Annotated in this window: 14 protein-coding genes, 1 tRNA gene and 1 pseudogene; 4 read left to right on the top strand and 12 right to left on the bottom strand. The window is 34.5% G+C overall.

Annotated elements, in window-relative coordinates; genetic code table 11:
* The first annotated feature begins 2 nt into the window (after positions 1-2).
* Positions 3-74, top strand: a tRNA-Met gene (locus N4A45_06705).
* A 337-nt stretch (positions 75-411) separates the two neighbouring features.
* Here N4A45_06705 and N4A45_06700 read toward each other — a convergent pair.
* From N4A45_06700 to N4A45_06660, 9 genes and pseudogenes are all read right to left on the bottom strand, one after another.
* On the bottom strand, positions 412-963 hold the full coding sequence (locus tag N4A45_06700) for a hypothetical protein (GenBank protein MCT4664907.1): 552 nt from the start codon (positions 961-963) through the stop codon (positions 412-414).
* 258 nt (positions 964-1,221) lie between these two features.
* Positions 1,222-2,568 carry a mannosyltransferase gene (locus N4A45_06695; protein ID MCT4664906.1) on the bottom strand — a complete coding sequence of 449 codons (1,347 nt, stop codon included), beginning with the start codon at positions 2,566-2,568 and terminating at the stop codon, positions 1,222-1,224.
* A 12-nt stretch (positions 2,569-2,580) separates the two neighbouring features.
* Positions 2,581-3,099: a class I SAM-dependent methyltransferase gene (locus tag N4A45_06690; GenBank protein ID MCT4664905.1), complete on the bottom strand. Its 519-nt coding sequence runs from the start codon at positions 3,097-3,099 to the stop codon at positions 2,581-2,583.
* A 63-nt stretch (positions 3,100-3,162) separates the two neighbouring features.
* A pseudogene (locus N4A45_06685) lies at positions 3,163-4,626 on the bottom strand (glycosyltransferase family 2 protein).
* The gene (locus N4A45_06680) at positions 4,620-5,315 is read right to left on the bottom strand and encodes a glycosyltransferase family 2 protein (protein MCT4664904.1); all 696 of its coding nucleotides are present in this window, start codon (positions 5,313-5,315) and stop codon (positions 4,620-4,622) included. Before N4A45_06680 ends, N4A45_06685 begins: the two are co-directional and overlap by 7 nt.
* A 3-nt stretch (positions 5,316-5,318) precedes the next feature.
* Positions 5,319-5,804 (bottom strand): hypothetical protein, encoded by a 486-nt coding sequence (locus N4A45_06675; protein ID MCT4664903.1) that lies wholly within the window; start codon positions 5,802-5,804, stop codon positions 5,319-5,321.
* A 474-nt stretch (positions 5,805-6,278) separates the two neighbouring features.
* Positions 6,279-6,659 (bottom strand): DUF559 domain-containing protein, encoded by a 381-nt coding sequence (locus tag N4A45_06670; protein MCT4664902.1) that lies wholly within the window; start codon positions 6,657-6,659, stop codon positions 6,279-6,281.
* Positions 6,660-7,194: 535 nt separating this feature from the next.
* On the bottom strand, positions 7,195-8,817 hold the full coding sequence (locus tag N4A45_06665; GenBank protein MCT4664901.1) for a 4Fe-4S binding protein: 1,623 nt from the start codon (positions 8,815-8,817) through the stop codon (positions 7,195-7,197).
* Positions 8,818-8,883: 66 nt separating this feature from the next.
* Complete coding sequence (locus N4A45_06660) at positions 8,884-10,233, bottom strand: NAD(P)/FAD-dependent oxidoreductase (GenBank protein MCT4664900.1); 1,350 nt, start codon at positions 10,231-10,233, stop codon at positions 8,884-8,886.
* Between the two features lie 132 nt (positions 10,234-10,365).
* Here N4A45_06660 and N4A45_06655 point away from each other — a divergent pair, with 132 nt between their 5' ends.
* From N4A45_06655 to N4A45_06645, 3 genes are read left to right on the top strand one after another with little or no spacing between them, the layout of a single operon-like run.
* Positions 10,366-11,982, top strand: coding sequence for a DUF547 domain-containing protein (locus N4A45_06655; protein MCT4664899.1), 1,617 nt, complete (start codon positions 10,366-10,368; stop codon positions 11,980-11,982).
* A gap of 10 nt (positions 11,983-11,992) precedes the next feature.
* Positions 11,993-13,021: a glycoside hydrolase TIM-barrel-like domain-containing protein gene (locus N4A45_06650; protein MCT4664898.1), complete on the top strand. Its 1,029-nt coding sequence runs from the start codon at positions 11,993-11,995 to the stop codon at positions 13,019-13,021.
* Positions 13,022-13,030: 9 nt separating this feature from the next.
* Positions 13,031-14,308, top strand: a complete 1,278-nt coding sequence (locus N4A45_06645; protein ID MCT4664897.1) for an outer membrane protein assembly factor — start codon at positions 13,031-13,033, stop codon at positions 14,306-14,308.
* Positions 14,309-14,327: 19 nt separating this feature from the next.
* On the opposite strand, the gene N4A45_06640 is transcribed toward N4A45_06645, so the two are convergent.
* From N4A45_06640 to N4A45_06630, 3 genes are all read right to left on the bottom strand, one after another.
* A complete protein-coding gene (locus N4A45_06640) occupies positions 14,328-15,344 on the bottom strand; it encodes an NAD-dependent epimerase/dehydratase family protein (GenBank protein ID MCT4664896.1) in 1,017 nt (338 codons plus the stop codon).
* A 165-nt stretch (positions 15,345-15,509) separates the two neighbouring features.
* The gene (locus N4A45_06635) at positions 15,510-16,535 is read right to left on the bottom strand and encodes a LuxR C-terminal-related transcriptional regulator (protein ID MCT4664895.1); all 1,026 of its coding nucleotides are present in this window, start codon (positions 16,533-16,535) and stop codon (positions 15,510-15,512) included.
* A gap of 155 nt (positions 16,536-16,690) precedes the next feature.
* Entirely contained in the window at positions 16,691-17,140 is a 450-nt protein-coding gene (locus N4A45_06630; protein MCT4664894.1) for a DUF1573 domain-containing protein, read from the bottom strand.
* Between the last annotated feature and the right edge of the window lie 818 nt (positions 17,141-17,958).

Genomic DNA, 17,958 nt, shown 5'->3' with positions numbered 1-17,958 from the left:
AACGCGGGATGGAGCAGTGGTAGCTCGTCGGGCTCATAACCCGAAGGTCGCAGGTTCGAGTCCTGCTTCCGCAACTACCAAAAATAGAAAATCCGAAGATGAAAGTCTTCGGATTTTTTTATATCTAATTTTAATGTCACCTCTAGTATTGTTCTAGAATGTCAAGATCTAAAAAAGGTGAGGATATATCCTCACCTTTTTTATTTTCTATGCCGTATAGCTTATTATAGTGCCTAGCGATATCGTTTAGGCTATATTATAGAACTGTTGGCATTACTCCGTAATTAACGTCAGAAATAGTCTTATACCGATTACTTGCTAAAATTATCCACTTATTTCACTGCGTTCATAACTGGCTTTTAGCAATGTATCGGCATTATACCTATAAGTAAATTAACACCATAAATGGTATTATTTCTTCTTAAAAGTAAAAGTAGCATTACTAGGAAGCGAAACCGTTGAACTAAGCTGAGTGATTTCGTATTCCAATTTAAGCAAAGCTTTCAATTGTAATTTTGTATCGGTGTTTTCTAAGATTGTTGCAACAACATCTTCGGTTCCCGTTTTTATAGTGATCGTTCCGTCATTGTTTTCAACAAAGGTACCAGTTGGGAAAATAACTTGATCTGTTAAGGTTGTTTCATTTATCGGTACAGCCGAGGTGTTTAATTTCACATTAAGGCTATAATTTCCAGATTTTGTAACAGCCTTAGAAGCTTCAATAAAGTTAACTTCAAAATCTGATAAATCAAACCCTGTTGCAGTAAATGTCCCAATAGGTGCACCTGTTATATTTGCAGAACCTTCAACGTTAATTGCTGTACATTGCCAATTATTGAAGAGTTTAGATTTTTCAGCTGGTTCTTCTTGCTTAGGTGGTTCTACTTTCTTTTCTTCTTCTTTTTCGCAAGAAGTTGCAAGCATCGCACTAAATGCAAATGCCATTAAGATAATTTTTTTCATAATCATAACTTTAATTTAACCAAAGGTAACGAATAAAGAGATGTTTGGAATGTATTCAGAATACATATCAAGTTTTCCGAGCTGTCTGTCTGCTTGACTTAGAAGGCTCAGTCCACTGTCTATTTAATTTTTGTTGGTTGAAAACTATTGTATGTACCTTGATTGATGTATTGATCTAAATTAAATGTTTCATTTTGGATGGCTTACTTAAATAAGATATTCCTTCTTTAAGAAAAATACAAAAAACTTAAATAAGGGTTAATTTAAAGAAGGCGAGTTTAATATTTTCTTGTAGTTGAAAATCCAATAAATCAAATAAGAATAAACCACTAAGTATTCTAGAGCAATCATCCACCCGTTCTCCTTAAATGTGGGTGTCGCATAGGCAGAATAGCTCAAGATAATTACTAGAGACCATAGTGTCATTAATTGATTTTTTGGTAAGAAAACAGAGAGCCCTAAAGGAAGAATCAAATACCAAGGATGTACCGTGGTGGCAGTGAGATAATAAACAAGAATTGCAAGGAACATAGATTTCACCAATGCTTGTTGACTATTTCCTTTTCGGAATAAACTATATAGTGTTATAAATAAAAGGAGTAGAATAGGTGTTATTTTTCCTACACTGTGGATAATATTATATCCTTTTATTTCAAAACCAATATAACGGACAATATAGTATATACTAGCATTAAACTCAAAATTAGTAAAATAGAGTTCGATACTATTCATAAAATTATGATACAGTTCTTGACTCACAAAAGGTGCAAAAAGAAATGCTAAGAAAATTAAAGTGAGAGCAGAAAATTGCACCATTTTTTTCCATCCGAAATATTTTAGAAATAAGGGTAAAAAGAGTAAAGGAATGGCTTTCGTGGCAACTGAAAATGCAAAAAACAAAGCTCCTAAAATCATTTTTTTTCTTCCTAAATAGAACAAAGCTGCAAAAAGGAAAAATATCATAACTCCCTCATAATGGAGGCTTACAAAGGATTCTAAAATAAAATATGGGTTAAGAAATACCAGTAGAATATTTCTAGGGGATAATTTCATTTGCTTTAAAACCTGAATACCAAACCAAACTAAACCTAATTCAGAAAGGAATATAAAAAGACGCATCCATAGCATACTTCCATATATTGAATTGTCATAAAAAATGGAAGAAATGATGAAGTAAAACTGATTGATAGGTGGGTAACAGGTAAAATGACTTCCGTTTAGGCTTCCCATTCCTTTATAAAGTTCTGGTGCGTGATTGATGATGTCAGGGTTGGTTTTTACCCAATTTTCTGGTGTTGACAGATAAGGGTTTAGACCTTCTAGTATCATCCTCCCGTCCCAAAGGAAACGATAATAATCATTAGAAAGATTGGGTTCTGCGAAAAAGAGTAATAAACGAATAACAATTCCTAATCCCAGTAATTTTTTCCAAGTAAAATACTCATTAAAATACAAAACACCAAAGCTAATAAAGCCAAGGCTGTACTGTATGGTAAGCCATATAAACTCAGATCGATCTGTAGCGTAAGCGATGGATAAAAGGGAAGAAAGGAGCACCAATACAGCACTAAGCTGAATGGGTTTAGAAGCCAATATTTTTTTCATAATTGTACGCCATTAAGCATCTTTGGGACTAAGTATATAGGTTTTCTGTTTGAAAAAATAAAGAAAATCATATTCTTCAGAATGAGCGATTTCGCAATTATTTTTTTGAAAAATATTTTGCCAAGTCCGATCATCATGGTTATTATGAGGGTGCCCGAAGAATTCCCAATTATTAATGCTATCGGCGATAAAAGTGAGGTATTTCTGAAATTTGTTTTCATAAATATCTTCCATCACAATGACTTTTTTACCTATTCTGATACATTCTTTTAAAACGTTTTCATAATCATCAATATGGTGTAATGCCGTAATTAACATAACCACATCAAAAGACTTGTTTTCATAGGGCATTTTATTCCCCACATATTGGAGTGGGTTCACTGTCGCAAAAGCAGAACGATTGTCGTAGTCCACGGTAGAAATATCGTAGCCATTTTGTGTGAAAATATGCGCTACGGCTCCGTTTCCTGTAATAACATCCAGTGTTTTATCGTTTTTGGTGATATATTTTAGAAGTCTTTTTTCTTTTATTTTCGCTTTGCGAATACACCATGATCGATATATTTTTTTGAAAGAAAAAGCATCTTCATGGAAAATAGATCGAATAAGTACATAAGAGTAACCTATTACAAGCATGAGGTGAAAAAATAATAAGCCATAGCTTTCAAGATTGATACCAAGGTAGATCCCGAAGGCAAAATAGAATATCAAAAATAATTCGATGACATTGCTAACAGAAAAACTGTTTTTAAGATATTTATTTCCTTGCCAATCTTGATTTTGGGTGTTGATATTAAATTTCGGTGTTCTGATAAATGCCGATTTTTTCCCAATATGCCCTTCAATAACAGCTAGTGCATTGTGAAGCGTAAATCCTAAAGCAATGGTGAAAAAAGAGAGGAATTCGACACCATAATGCCAAATTTTAAATTTCTTTTCTCGATGAATTTTCTGATACATAAACCAATAGCAAGTAAGAAATAAAATAGTGCTAATGGCAAATATTCCTAAAACTTCAAAATACACACCTAATTCTGGGTTGTTTACACGAATATAATTAAGAGGTACACTCAAAAGAGCTACCATAAAAATATTGAGAAATAATGTGGAATTCATTAGGTGTAAAAGGCTGTGAATCTTTGTTTTAAAAGAAATACCTTTTGCTTTAAAAATATTCCATTTCATTTTTTGGAAATTCTCAGCTCCTCCTTTATTCCATCGGAATTGTTGAGACTTTGCTGCACTTACAGTTACAGGTAGTTCTGCTGGTGAAATAACACTTTCGAGGTAAACAAATTTCCAACCTTTTAGCTGAGCTCGATAACTTAAATCTAGGTCTTCTGTTAAGGTGTCTCCTTGCCAGTTTCCTGCATCCATAATGCAGGATTTTCGCCACACTCCAGCGGTTCCATTAAAGTTGATAATATGTCCTTTTTTGTTTCTCCCAACCTGTTCTAAGGTAAAATGAATATCGAGAGCAAAGGCTTGTATTTTTGTAAGAATGGAATAATCTCTATTGATATGTCCCCAGCGGGTTTGTACAACTCCCACTTTTTCTTCTTTAAAAGGCGGAATGGTTTTTTCTAAAAAATCGGCTTTTGGGAGAAAATCGGCATCGAAAATGGCTACAAATTCTCCTTTGGCAGTTTTGAGTCCTTCTTTGAGTGCACCAGCCTTAAATCCTACCCGATCTACTCTTCGTATATGCTGAATATCAAGCCCTCTTTCTTGTAATTCTTGAATTTTTTTGGCTGTAATTTCTACTGATTCGTCTGTGGAGTCATCCAATACTTGAATTTCTAGTTTGTCTTTAGGATAGCGTATTTTTGCAATTCCATCCAGCAGTCTTTCCACCACATACATTTCATTGTAGAGTGGTAGCTGAATAGTTACCTTCGGAATTTCTTCAGGATTTGAAAAGTCAAATTGCTCTTTGCTCTCATTTTTATTTTTCTTTGAAAAATAATTGATCAGCATATTCAATTGAGAAATTGCATAAAGGAAAATCAACAATAAGTTGAAAGCATAAAAGGCGATAAATATTTTTTCCATCATGATTTAAAACTGTATTTAAAAATCCACAATAATATTTTGTATCCCGCTAGGATAGTTCCTTTCAACGTTCCCGAAACTTTTGATTCTCCTATTCGCATTCGATATTTTACAGGGATTTCTGTGTAAGCAATTTTCTTTTTTAAGATTTTTAGCTGCATTTCCACAGTCCACCCATAGGTTTTATCTTGCATCTGAAGATCCAAAAGCGTAGCGTATTTAATAGCTCGGAAAGGTCCTAAATCAGAAAAAGTAGAACCAAAGAACCATTTCATCAAAGTGGTGGCAAGCCAGTTCCCAAAAACTTGTTGAGGGGTCATCGCACTTTTTTGCCTTTGATCTGTATTTCTATTTCCAATCACAAAATCCACTTTTTTTTCCACTATCGGGGTAACTAAATCTGTGAGTTCTTCAGGATAATCGGAATAATCTCCATCCAAGAAGACCACAATATCGGGTTTGATTTCTTTGTCGGCAATAAATGCCATTCCTTTCAAACAAGCATGACCGTATCCCATTTTTTTTTCGGTAAGCACAGTAGCTCCAGCATTTTTTGCAACAAAAGGAGTTTGATCAGTAGAGCCATTGTTCACCACAATAATATCACGAACATTTTCTGGAATATCCTTAATGACGTGATTAATAGATTGTTCTTCGTTAAAGGCAGGGATGATAACGTCTATAATAGTTTTCATAAGCTATTTGAGATCTTCCATATTATTTTCTCGTCGGAATTTCCAATAGGAAGTCCATTCGTTTGTTTTTTTGTTTTCACAATATTTTTCAGACTTGACCAGTTTCCCATTTTCATAACATAGGCTATAACCATGTTTTTTGTCTTTAACATATTGACACTTAAAATTAACTGCACCATTTTTATCATAGAAAATCCACCATTTAGACATACATCCTTCAGTATAGTGACCTTCTTTCTCGAGTAAGCTATTTGGCGTGTAGTAATACCAATAACCATTTTTTTTGCCCGCAAGATAATTCCCTTTTTTCTTTATTTTCCCAGTAGGGTAATAGAACTTCCAATAATCTTTTTTCTTTCCATTGCTTACCCATCCCTCCTCAAGTAGAATACCTGTGTCAGTATAAACTTTTTTGTATTCCACCTGAGAAAAAGCGGATAAATTAAAACAACTAGTAATTATGAAAAAAAGATAAATTTTTGTCCGCATGGGTATTTTTTGTTGAGTGACTATCAATTCCCCCTTTGAAGGGGGTTAGGGGGATGTTACGCCCTGCTTGATAATCGAATTACATTTTTTTGCACATTATTTTTAGTTTCTTATTCGGGGTGTTTTAGTTGTGTAACATCCCCCTTCCCCCCTTCAAAGGGGGCTTATTTTGATTCCCACTTCGAATAGCTTGTCCCGACTTTTCGTGGGCTTATTACAATTCCCCCTTCGAAGGGGGTTAGGGGGATGTTACGCCCTACTTGATAATCGAATTACATTTTTTTACTCATAGTTTGTAGTTGCCTTTTCGGGGTGTTTTCGTTGTGTAACATCCCCCTTCCCCCCTTCAAAGGGGGCTTATTTTGATTCCCACTTCGAATAGCTTGTCCCGACTTTTCGTGGGCTTATTGCAATTCCCCCTTCAAAGAGGGCTTATTCTGATTCCTCCTTCCGCATTTTCGGGATAGTTTATTTCTAAATACTGTTTTTCGTTTTCTGTAAGTTAAAAACAGTATCTCGTATTTTCTGTTCTACGCCAATTAAGTGGTTTTGTATTTCATCATCCGTGAATCTAAGAAAGGATATATCAAAATCTTCAATAATTTTTTGTCTTTCTTCATCCTCCTCCACTTTATGATCGTGTGTCTTACCATCAACTTCAACTACCAACTTTACGGACTTACTATAGAAATCAACTATATAATTCAAAATTGGCACTTGTCTATTGAAGGTCACTCCTGTATTTTTATTTTTCAGTATAGTCCATAATCTTACCTCCATTTTTGTTGGATTATTCCTCAGTTGTTTACTAAGTTTTCTAAGTATTGGGTTATATGGAAGAATGTTTCCCTTCATTTTCTAGTTGTGTTTTCGTTGTGTGACATCCCCTTCCCCCCTTCAAAGGGGGCTTATTCTGATCCCCCCTTCGAATAGTTTGTCCCGACTTTTCGTGGGCTTATTACAATTCCCCCTTTGAAGGGGGTTAGGGGGATGTTACGCCCTGCTTGATAATCGAATTACATTTTTTTACTCATAGTTTGTAATTACTTTTTCGGGGTGTTTGCGTTGTGTAACATCCCCCTTCCCCCTTCAAAGGGGGCATTCTGATCCCTCCTTCGAATAGTTTGTCCCGACTTTTCGTGGGCTTATTACAATTCCCCCTTTGAAGGGGGTTAGGGGGATGTTACGCCCTGCTTGATAATCGAATTACATTTTTTGCACATAGTTTGTAATTACTTATTCGGGGTGTTTACGTTGTGTAACATCCCCCTTCCCCCCTTCAAAGGGGGCTTATTTTGATTCCCCCTTCAAATAGCTTGTCTCGACTTTTCGTGGGCTTATTACAATTCCCCCTTCGAATAGTTTGTCCCGACTTTTCGGAAGGATGTTTTTATTTCTTCAATCCTTCCAATAAATTCACGTCATTTCCAAGGGTTATTTCCGAATGATTTGTTCGTGATTCATCATCGTTTGGTCCATTTTCGAGCTTTAATACTCCTCTAGGGCATACTGCAGAACAAATTCCACAACCCACGCAAGATGCTCTTACGATGTTTTGTCCTTTTTGAGCATAAGACCTTACATCTATTCCTTGTTCACAGTATGTACTACAATTTCCACAAGAAATACATTGTCCTCCATTGGTTGTTATTCTGAACCTCGATTTAATTCTTTGGAAAAGTCCCATATATCCTGCCATTGGGCATCCAAATCTACACCACACACGGCTTCCGAGCATTGGATAAAAACCTACACCAATAACTCCAGAAAACATCGATCCTACATAGAAACCATAGTGTTTTCTAAGTACATGACTTTCAATAAAAAATACATTTTGATTACCTGTTATTGAGGCGATTAAAAGTAAAATTCCTATTAGTGCAAAAATTCCACCTGCAATCCATAAAAATTTGTTTTTACGTTTTCTTGCAAAATAAAATGAAGAAATAGTAGCAACTGTCATTAGAACAACAGTAGCGTAGAGGTAATTAGTTTTATGTATTACTAGATCAGGTGAGAGGCTCCATTTTAGAATAAATTCCTTTCCAGAAAAATAGGACCAAAATGAAGCGATGGTCATTACTAAAACAAAGACCATAATCAAGTGAATCAACCAACGTTCTAGTTTCCAGGCTGAGCGTTTTTTAGAGGATAATTGTCTAAAAGGATCTCCAGCCGTTTCTGCCAAGCCTCCACAACCGCAAACCCAAGAGCAATACCACCTTTTTCCTACGTAATATGTGAGTACTGGGGTGATGATTAAAAACATGATGACTCCTACTAGAAAGAAAAACATTCCAGAAGGACCTGCTTTTTGTGTGGCCTGAATTCCGTCTAAGTACCAAGGCTCAGCAAAATAAGCGTTTAAGGGCCACACATTTTTAAGATCTCTACTAAAATAAGGTAAATCACTATTTAAGCCAGAGAGGATTTCGGGAATTAAATAAGCGAATATCAACTGAAAAAAGATGATTGATATGGTTCTCCAAACTTGATATCTGTTATGGCGATATTTATAGATGAATTTTATTCCTAATCCTAATATCAAAGTAGTGTAAAGTGTTCCATAAACAAACCATTGAGAAGCAGGTTTTCCAGAGAATAAATGACTTAGAGGGTCAAAAAGAGCTACGAGACCTGTATTCGGGTTTCCATCTTTTCCCATTCCCACATATTCTGGCCACCAATAGAGAAATACATAAAATAAGGTTAAAAGAATTCCAAATGCCCAACCTATAACACCTCCATTTGTAAGAGAATCGAACCAAACTCCGTTGTTTTTGATTCCTTCGGGATGTTTTAGATAGGTTTGACGAGCGTAAATAGTTGTCCCTATTACGATACTGGCAAGGCTAAATATTAACCAAGCTGAAGGATTTGAAAAGGTCAGTCCGCCCCAAGCAATAAAAATAATGGCAGTACCTGCAAGTGCCAAACCTAAACCCATTTTCTGCATGGTGTCTAGTTTTAATTGAGTAGGGTTGGCTATTGAAATAAATTTATGTTGTTTCATGGTCTTGTTTCTTTGGTGGTGTAAATCTTTTTAGGCTTTGATGTTTTTTTAATACAGGTGAGTCAATTAACTCCATATATGGTGTAAAATTCTATTCCAATTTCGTTTTTTGGCTTTGATGGTACTTTTGAATTCTTGATTAAATTTTTTTAAGATTTCTTCTTCATAAGTTTTATAAAGTTCGGGGTCAAAATTGGCATCTTTTAATTCAGAAAGCACTTCCTCGATACTGGATTTCTGTTCTAGCCAACTGTGGCAAACGTTGTGTCTTAATCGGATACCAAAGGTGTTGAGCCCAATAAATTCACGAGTATTTTTGTCAAAAGAAAAATGCATAGCCTTTTTTCCTGTTTGATCTTCCCAATAAAAACGTGCTTCATTTTCTTTAGGATTTGCCCAAACCCATCCATAAGTTTGATACTCTATATCAAGGAATTTAGCTGAGTTAAACCAATGGCTTGGCTGATATTCTTTAGGGTTTCCACAAATAGTTTGAGCGACTGTTTCTCCCATCATTTTACCAGTGTACCACACTGCTTCAATAGGACGGCGATTTTCAATAGGAACTCTTTGTTCTGCACAGTCTCCTATGGCAAAGATATTTTCCACATTAGTTTCTAATTTTCTGTTGACTAAAACACCTCTGTTGGTTTCAATACCAGAGTTTTCCAAAAAAGAAATATTAGGTGAAACACCAGCAGTAAGCCCCACAAAATCGCAAGGGATTTCTTCTCCTGTTTCTTTTATGATTATAGATTGAACCTTACCTTGTTCATTTGTTTTTATTTCTTGAAGGTTTACACCAAGTTTTAAATCTATATGATGCTCAAAGATATGACGAGTAATCAATTGTGATTCTTGTTCTGGTAGTACACTTCTCCAAAAACTTTTTTCTCTTACTAAAAATGTCACAGGAATATTTCGGGCTCTTAGCATTTCTGCAAGTTCTATCCCTATCAAGCCTCCACCAATAATGACGGCTCGTTTACATGCTTTATTATTTGGAGCCAATTTTTCAATTCTTTCGAGATCTTGCTTGTGATATAAACCCGAAACGCCATGGGCATCTTGTCCTGGCCATCCAAATTTATTGGGTTTAGATCCTGTTGCGATAATAAGTTGGTCATAAGGAACTTCATTTCCCGATTTTAAGTGGAGTACTTGTTTCTTTGTTTCAATTTGTTCTACACGATCTTGAAGTAGATCGATCTTGTTTTCCGTCCAAAAATGTGATTCATAAGGTTGGGTATGCTCAAATTTCATATGTCCCATATAGACATACATCAAGGCTGTTCTGGAAAAAAAATAAGAAGATTCTTCAGAAATAATGGTGATTTTATCACGGCTGAGCTTTCTTATATGTCTTGCTGCCGTAACGCCTGCAATTCCATTTCCAATGATGATGATATGTTTCATAACGAGGGTTTTGATTAAATGTTAAAATCTGAACTTCAGAAAAAAAATTAAATTCTTTGTAAGTAATCCCACACAAGTGGCACTAAGCTCATGTAGCTTTTGTCAGTAAAAAACAAAAAACCTTAATTAAAAATGAAAAAATATTTTCTAACAATTTGTTTTGTATTTAGTTTGATTCCATTGCTTAGTCAAGCACAAAATGCAAATTTTGAAGCTTATTACCAAAAAACTGATGCTTTTTTTGCTCAGTATGTGAAAAATGGACGAGTAGATTATAAAGGGATTAAAGCAAATGTATCAGAATTGAATTCGATTATCGATTTGTCTAATACCATCAATATTCCTGCTAATGATAAAGCTAATTATCAAGCTTTTTGGATTAATAATTACAATCTTGGAGTGATGAAATTGGTTGTGGAAAATTATCCAATAAATTCTCCAATGGCAGTTCCTGGTTTTTTTAAGACCAAAAAAATACATATTGGAGGTAAAAAAGTCACTTTAGAGCATATAGAGAATAAATTATTGAGAAAAACACATCCTGATGCTCGTTATCATTTTGTGCTTGTTTGTGCGGCTATTAGTTGTCCGCCAATAGCTGAATACGCTTATATCCCAACCATTCTTGATCAACAACTAGATAAGAGAACTCGTATGACAATCAACAATCCTGAGTTTACTAAAATTAATCCTGCCGATAATTCTGTAGAGCTTTCGGAGATTTTTAAATGGTATGCCGAAGATTTTGAAACAAACGGACAGTCTTTTATTGATTATATCAATCCTTATTTGACTAAAAAACTCCCTTCAAATGCCAAAACAAGTTTTTATCAGTACAATTGGAACTTAAACGAAATGAAAGGAAATCCTGTAAACGGTGAAAAAGCGGTTTCAAATATCCGTGCGTTTACGCCTTCAAAACTATTGGGAAAAGGAGTATTTGACTTTAAGTTATTTAATAATTTATATTCTCATAACAAAAAAACAAACAAAGGGTCAACAGTAGAAAATCTAGATTTTAGAGAAAGTTTTTTTACTACAACATTGGAGCTTAGTTACGGAATTTCTAAAAATGCAAGAATCAATGTGGGGGCAGTGGTTGCTTATAAAAATAGTATTAAAAATGAAGGTAGTGTTTTAGATGTTTTTCATTATAAAAATGAAGACTTAACAGAAAAAGAAGGAAAAGGATATTTTAAACGAACAGGATTAAGTTCTATTACACCTTTGGTAAAAATTAGTCCCTTCAAAAATCTTTCAAATTTTTCTTTCCAAACAGGTTTAGTCATTCCACTTTTTGAGGAAATTAACTATGGATTTATAGATAAAAGAAGCTATGTTTGGGAAACAAAACTCTTTTTCGACCACTCTTTTGCGCGTGACAAGTTTCAAGTTTTTACAGAGTTAGATGTTCTATATAATTTTGGAGAAAATAAAGCGGATGTGCCAACAGGTTCAAATAAAAATGCAAGTGAGCGTTTTGCAAACAACAGTCTTTTTGTTCCTTTTTCGGTGTTTTTGAGCTATTTTCCAAATGATAAATTCACCGTTTATACCAATGTGCAACAATCGGCACTGATAGATGTTGGAAATAATTTCTCACAAGAATTTACACAAGTAGGACTGGGAGGAAAATACCAAGCTACCGCTAAACTCAATATCGAAATATCTTACGGGAGTTTTGTAAGAGGAAGTAGTTTCGCAGGCTTAGGTAGTGCCTATAATTTAGGGTTGAGATATATTTTATAATACTTTTTGTATGAGATTATTTTTGATTTTTATGTTGATGAGCCTTTGTACGGCTTGTTCAAAAGATACTTTGCTGGTTGAAGACAATTCCAGCTTTCATCCTAGATATAATGGGGTAAGCTGGGTTGCTTCAGATAATGTAATCAATGGAAATCATCTAAAGCCTTTAGTGGAATTGAGGAGCAATAGTGCTGCCTTAATTCCATTTTCTTTTATGTATGCTTTGGATAATCCTGAGATTATTTACGATTCAAAAAATCAATGGTGGGGAGAGACCACAGAAGGAATTAAAACCACAGCAAAATTATTTAAAGAGAAAGGGATGACCAGAATGCTGAAACCTCAAATTTGGGTTTTAGGAGGAAAATTTGTCGGTCATATTGAGATGAAATCAGAAGCTAATTGGAAAAAACTAGAAGAAAACTATTCAAAGTATATCCTCCATTATGCAAAAATAGCTCAAGAAGAAGATATAGAGCTTTTTAGTATCGGAACAGAAATGAAATCTTTTGCAAAGCAGAGACCAGAATATTGGCATGATCTCATTATCGAAATTAAAAAAATCTATAAAGGAAAACTGACTTATGCTGCAAACTGGGATGAGTATGAATCTGTGAGTTTTTGGAAGGAGTTAGATTTTATCGGGATTGATGCGTATTTCCCACTTTCAGACAAAAAAAACATAGAGGTGAGTGAAGTTGTTGAAGCTTGGAAACCTATTAAAAAGAAGATTCAAAAAGTAAGTGAAATGTATGACAAACCCATCATTTTTACTGAATTTGGGTATAGAAATGTAGAGTTTACTTGTAGAGAACCTTGGTCTTCTGATAATTCTTTGCAAAGAAATAACGAGAACCAATCCAAGGCTTTGGAGGCATTCTTTTTAAGTTTTTGGCAAGAAGAATGGGTTGCAGGAGGATTTTTGTGGAAATGGTTTGATTTTGATGATCAAATAAATCCCGAAATAGACCTCACTTATACAGTGCAAAACAAGCCTGCTGAGGCAACTGTAAGAAAATATTATAGTAATAACGAATAAAAAATGAATATGGAAAAGCGTATTCTTATTGTGTTTCTTTTGATGTTCAATGCTTTATGGGCTCAAAATATAGATGAAATTCAAATTTCAGGAAACGAAAAAACAAAAACAAGTTTGATCAAAAAACTCTTAACTACTCAGTTGGGAGATGATTACAAAAATGCTTCGGTACAAGAAGATATCGAATTTTTAAAACGTTTGCCAGCGGTAAAAAATGCACATTCAAAACTTAAAAATGAACAAGGAAAGAATGTGCTCGTTTTTGAAATTGAAGAACGTTTTACCATTATTCCTATAATAGAAATATGGGCAGATAAAGATCGAAATTGGTTCAAAGTAGGTGCTGCTGAGTATAATGCCTTTGGGCAAAATGTGACTTTGGAGGCTCATTATCTTTATAACAATAAGCACTCTTATGGTATACAAGCCAAAGCTCCATTTTTGTTTAATAATAAATGGGGGATGGGTTTTTCTCATCGTTATTTTAACAGCATAGAGCCTTTGTATTTTCAAAATCCATTAGATAAAGAAGGATCCGATACCAGAGAATTTACTGCCGATTATAATTATCAAAATATTTCTGCAGAAGTACTGGGGCTTTACCAAATGAATTTTGCCAACAAATTGGAATTTGGGATCAATGCTTTTAATGAAAAATATTCCTATCTCCGTGGTGCCGATTCTGTAAAAGCTCCACCAGGTTTGGATATTCTAAAAATACTGGGAAAACTCTACTATCAGCATTATAAAGTAAAGCATCATTATTTTTACTTGGACGGTTATGCCTTAGATTTTTCTTATCAAATAGTTACTTCTCGTAAGGATAAAACACCTTTTCAGATAGGGGAATTATTCCTGAAATATTTTAAGAGAACAGCCAATAAAGGAAATTTAGGAGTACAGATGAAATTAGGACTTTCTTCAAACCACTCAACACCTTTTTCTGCCTTTGTGATTGACAATCATAAAAATGTACGTGGAGTAGGAAATAGAATCAATAGAGGATCTGGAGCTTTGGTGCTCAATACAGAATACCGCCACACTTTGTTAGATAAAAATTGGCTAGCTATTCAAGGGGTTGCTTTTGTAGATGCCGCAACGCTCAGACAAGCAGGAGGCGATTTAGGAAATCTTTTTAAAGAAACGAATTTATATGCCAGTTCGGGAATTGGAGCACGTTTTCATCTCAAAAATATTTTTGGAGCTACGCTTAGAATAGATTATGCTTTTGGACTTAATGATCGATCAGGTAATGGATTTGTCCTTGGTTTGGGGCAATATTTCTGATAACCGAAAGCGCTTATTTTTATTCTTTATGGAACTTCAAAAAATCCTCACAATGCCATTGAATACTTTTTTGAACGGGTGAATAATGGTATTCCAAAGTATGGATGAGTTTAGAAGAATCATATTTGTTTTCTTGAAGGGATGTTTCGAGATTTTCTTTGGTAAGTTTTCTTTTTCTTCCAAAAATTGAAAGAAATTTCTCTACCCAAAGAACTTTTTTTCCGAGACTCATTGTTACCTGTATTTTGGGTTTTGGTTTGTTGAATCCTTCGGTTATCCAATCAAAAATTTGGTGATAGCTAAAATTTCCAGCAGAAAGAATAAATCGTTCATTTTGGATGTTTTGTTCTTCTAATAATGCCATTATTTGAGCGACATCTTTTACATCCACAAAAGCGTTAATACCTTCAGAATAATAATTGAAACCTTTGTAGAGCATTTGAAATAGTTCTGTGCTCATTTGAGAGTGTTTATAGGCACCCAAGATAATCGCAGGGTTAACAATTACAGCCTGCAAGCCTTCTTCAATCCCTCTCCATACAATCATTTCCGATTCATATTTGCTCTCGGCATAGTTGGAGTTTTTATCCGATGGTTTCCAGTAAGTATCTTCTGAAATTACTTCATTATTATCGGCTCTACCCATGGCAGCTATAGAGCTTACAAAAACCATAAAAGTATTGGGGAAACTTAATGCACCATTCACCATATTTTCTGTGAGTAGCTGGTTTTTGGCAATCATTTCAGCTCCGTCTTTTTTCTTGAAAGAAATAATGGCTGCACAATGAAAGATTCTTAAATCCTTTTCCATTAGACTTTCTACAAATATAAAATCTAATAAATCTCCCTTTTTCCAATGCAATGTTTCCAAGTTTGCATGAGGAGCATGATAAGCTAGATAAGATAAAGCGAATTGTTTTTTCTCCTCAGAGCGATAAGGTAGAACAAATTCCTGAAAACGTTTTTTGTCCAGTAATTCTATCAAAAGATTGATTCCAACTAATCCTGTAGCTCCTGTGATAAGTGCTTTTGCCATATTATGCCATTTCTGTCCTTAAATGCAATGCCGATACATTGCTAAAAATCAGTTGTGAACTCAGTGAAACAAGTGAGTAATTTTAGCAAGTAATCGATATTTACTCACAATTTATACCATCATGGTGTTAATTTACTCATCGGTATTAATTACGAAGATAGTGGATTACTTTAAAGATTGTAAAGATTTTCGATCCTTAACTTCAAGTTTTTTATAGATATTATTGATGTGGGTTTTTACCGTACTCAGGCTCACAAATAATGCTTCAGCAATTTCTTTATTCGTTTTTTCTTCACAAATCAAATCATAAACCTTTTTCTCTTGCTTGGTTAAAACCTTATTCAAATCAATCTTTTTCACAGTGTTTATTTGTTTAAGCTTCCTGTAGAAAAATAAATTGAAAAACAGGGAAATAATCAAAAGAGAAACGAGTAATACAGAGAATATATTTCCTGAGAATTCTGTTGGCTGGTTTTGGTGTTTTTTGAAGTGAAGCAAATAGGGTGCATCTCCATTTTCGGCTTCAAGTTGCTCCATGATTTCCTGTTTGATTACGGGTATTTTTTGATCATTCTGGAAGTATGGATAAGCAAAGGAAGCTTCATCTGCATAAAGATAAAAACCATATAGTTTGGCAAGTGCCCACGGGAAATCAAGACTGTAATCCCTTATTTTTTCATAGTATTTTTGATAAATCAATTTTCTTTGAGCATCATTTTTTGCTTCCGAAATACGGCTTAAAAGATTTATTCTGTGATGCTCTATTTGTTCAAGAGCGATATGCTTCCCTGCCTCATTTTCAGGTGCACAAAACATCTGTTTTAATTCATTTAAAGGGTATAAAAACTGATCTGAATTATTGGCAATGAATAGATAGGAAAGATTGTCAACACATTGATTTAGTAAATGATCTGGATGCGTAATAGACTCCTCGCAATTATTGATATAAATCTTATAAATTCGATTTGTTTTAGGTAAGAAATCCCCTTTAAAAACAAAAAAACCATTAGAATCTACTTGCGTTTCTAATAAAATGTTTTCGGTATAAAATACTTCTTTTTGAGATAGATCTTTTACAATATTAAGATAAGCAGTAGCGTTTTGGTAGTCTGAGTTAGCCGCTATCTCAAAGCTAAATTGTCCAAAAGAGTGTACAGGAATCCACAATAGAAACAGTAAAATTCGAAACATAGAAATCGTATTAAAAAATGATATTTGTGTCAAAAAAATGCTTTTCTAACAAAAATCACTAAAGCACCAAATTACATAAAATATCATATCCATTCAATAATTCAATACTGAATGGATAAAAAAACTCGCCTTAATTCTCAAAAAGTAAAAGATGATTACTTCACAATATTCCCCTGAATTTTGAGAAATTTTCGAGGTTCTGAAGCATTGGAGATAACAGTTATGGTTTTGGAGAATTTTCCAAGCCTTTTGGTGTCATAAGAAACCTTAATCAGTCCTTTTTCCCCAGGTAAAATAGGTTCAGTAGGTTTTTCGGTAACGGTACACCCGCAGCTTTTTTTGATATTCGCAATAAGAATGGGTTGGTTTCCTTTGTTGGTAAATTCAAAGCTTCTTTTTCCCTCGCTATTTTGCTTGATGGTTCCATAGTCTATGGTTTCTTTCTCAAAAGAGAATACTCCTTCGAGCTTTTCTGAAACTATGGTCTTTTCCACTTTCTCTGAGGATTTTTCACTCTTAAAACTTCCATAAACAATTCCGCCACCCACCATGGCAAAAACAGATAAAATGGCGATTTTTTTCGCCCAAGAATTTGATGTTTTCATAATAAATTTTGTTTTAAAATTGATAAGACAAACCTCAAATATTTTTTTCTAAAATCACTTTTTTAGATGGTGGAAATAGGGTCTAGTCCCAAGGTTGAATTGTTTTAATGTGTTTATTGTCAAGATTTTGAAGATTTCTCTTTGTAGAGCTTGTCTTGGCTTTTCGGGAGGGTTTGGAAGGTGCTGCTTCCTGCTTGGAATCCGAATTACATTTTTTCAGTTTTCTCTTCCAAGGTGTTTACACGCAAATCCCCCTTTGAAGGGGGGAAGGGGGGATGTTACACAAAGTAAACACCACCTATAAAAAGAAACTAAAGAAATGCTATCCGATTATTAAACAAGATGCAACATCCCCCTTCCCCCTTCAAAGGGGGATTTTAATTTCAGGCTTGTTCTGACTTTTCGGGAGGGTTAAGGAGATGTAATGACCAGTTCGAAAGTCGAATTGCATTTTTTTAATTTTCTTTTCGAGGGTGTTTACATGCAAATCCCCCTTTGAAGGGGGAAGGGGGGATGTTACACAAAGTAAACACCACCTATAAAAAGAAACTAAAGAAATGCTATCCGATTATTAAACAAGATGCAAATCCCCTTCAAAGGGGGATTTTAATTCCAGGCTTGTTCTGACTTTTCGGGAGGGTTAAGGAGATGTAATGACCAGTTCGAAAGTCGAATTGTATTTTTTTTTAATTTTCTTTTCGAGGGTGCTGACATGCAAATCCCCCTTCAAAGGGGGATTTTAATTTCAGGCTTGTTCTGACTTTTCGGGAGGGTTAAGGAGATGTAATGACCAGTTCGAAAGTCGAATTGCATTTTTT

It is taken from the genome of Flavobacteriales bacterium, assembly GCA_025210805.1.
Classification (GTDB): Bacteria; Bacteroidota; Bacteroidia; order Flavobacteriales; family CAJXXR01; genus JAOAQX01.
Note: the sequence above shows the minus strand (reverse complement) of the source record. Positions and strands in the feature narration are given on the sequence as shown.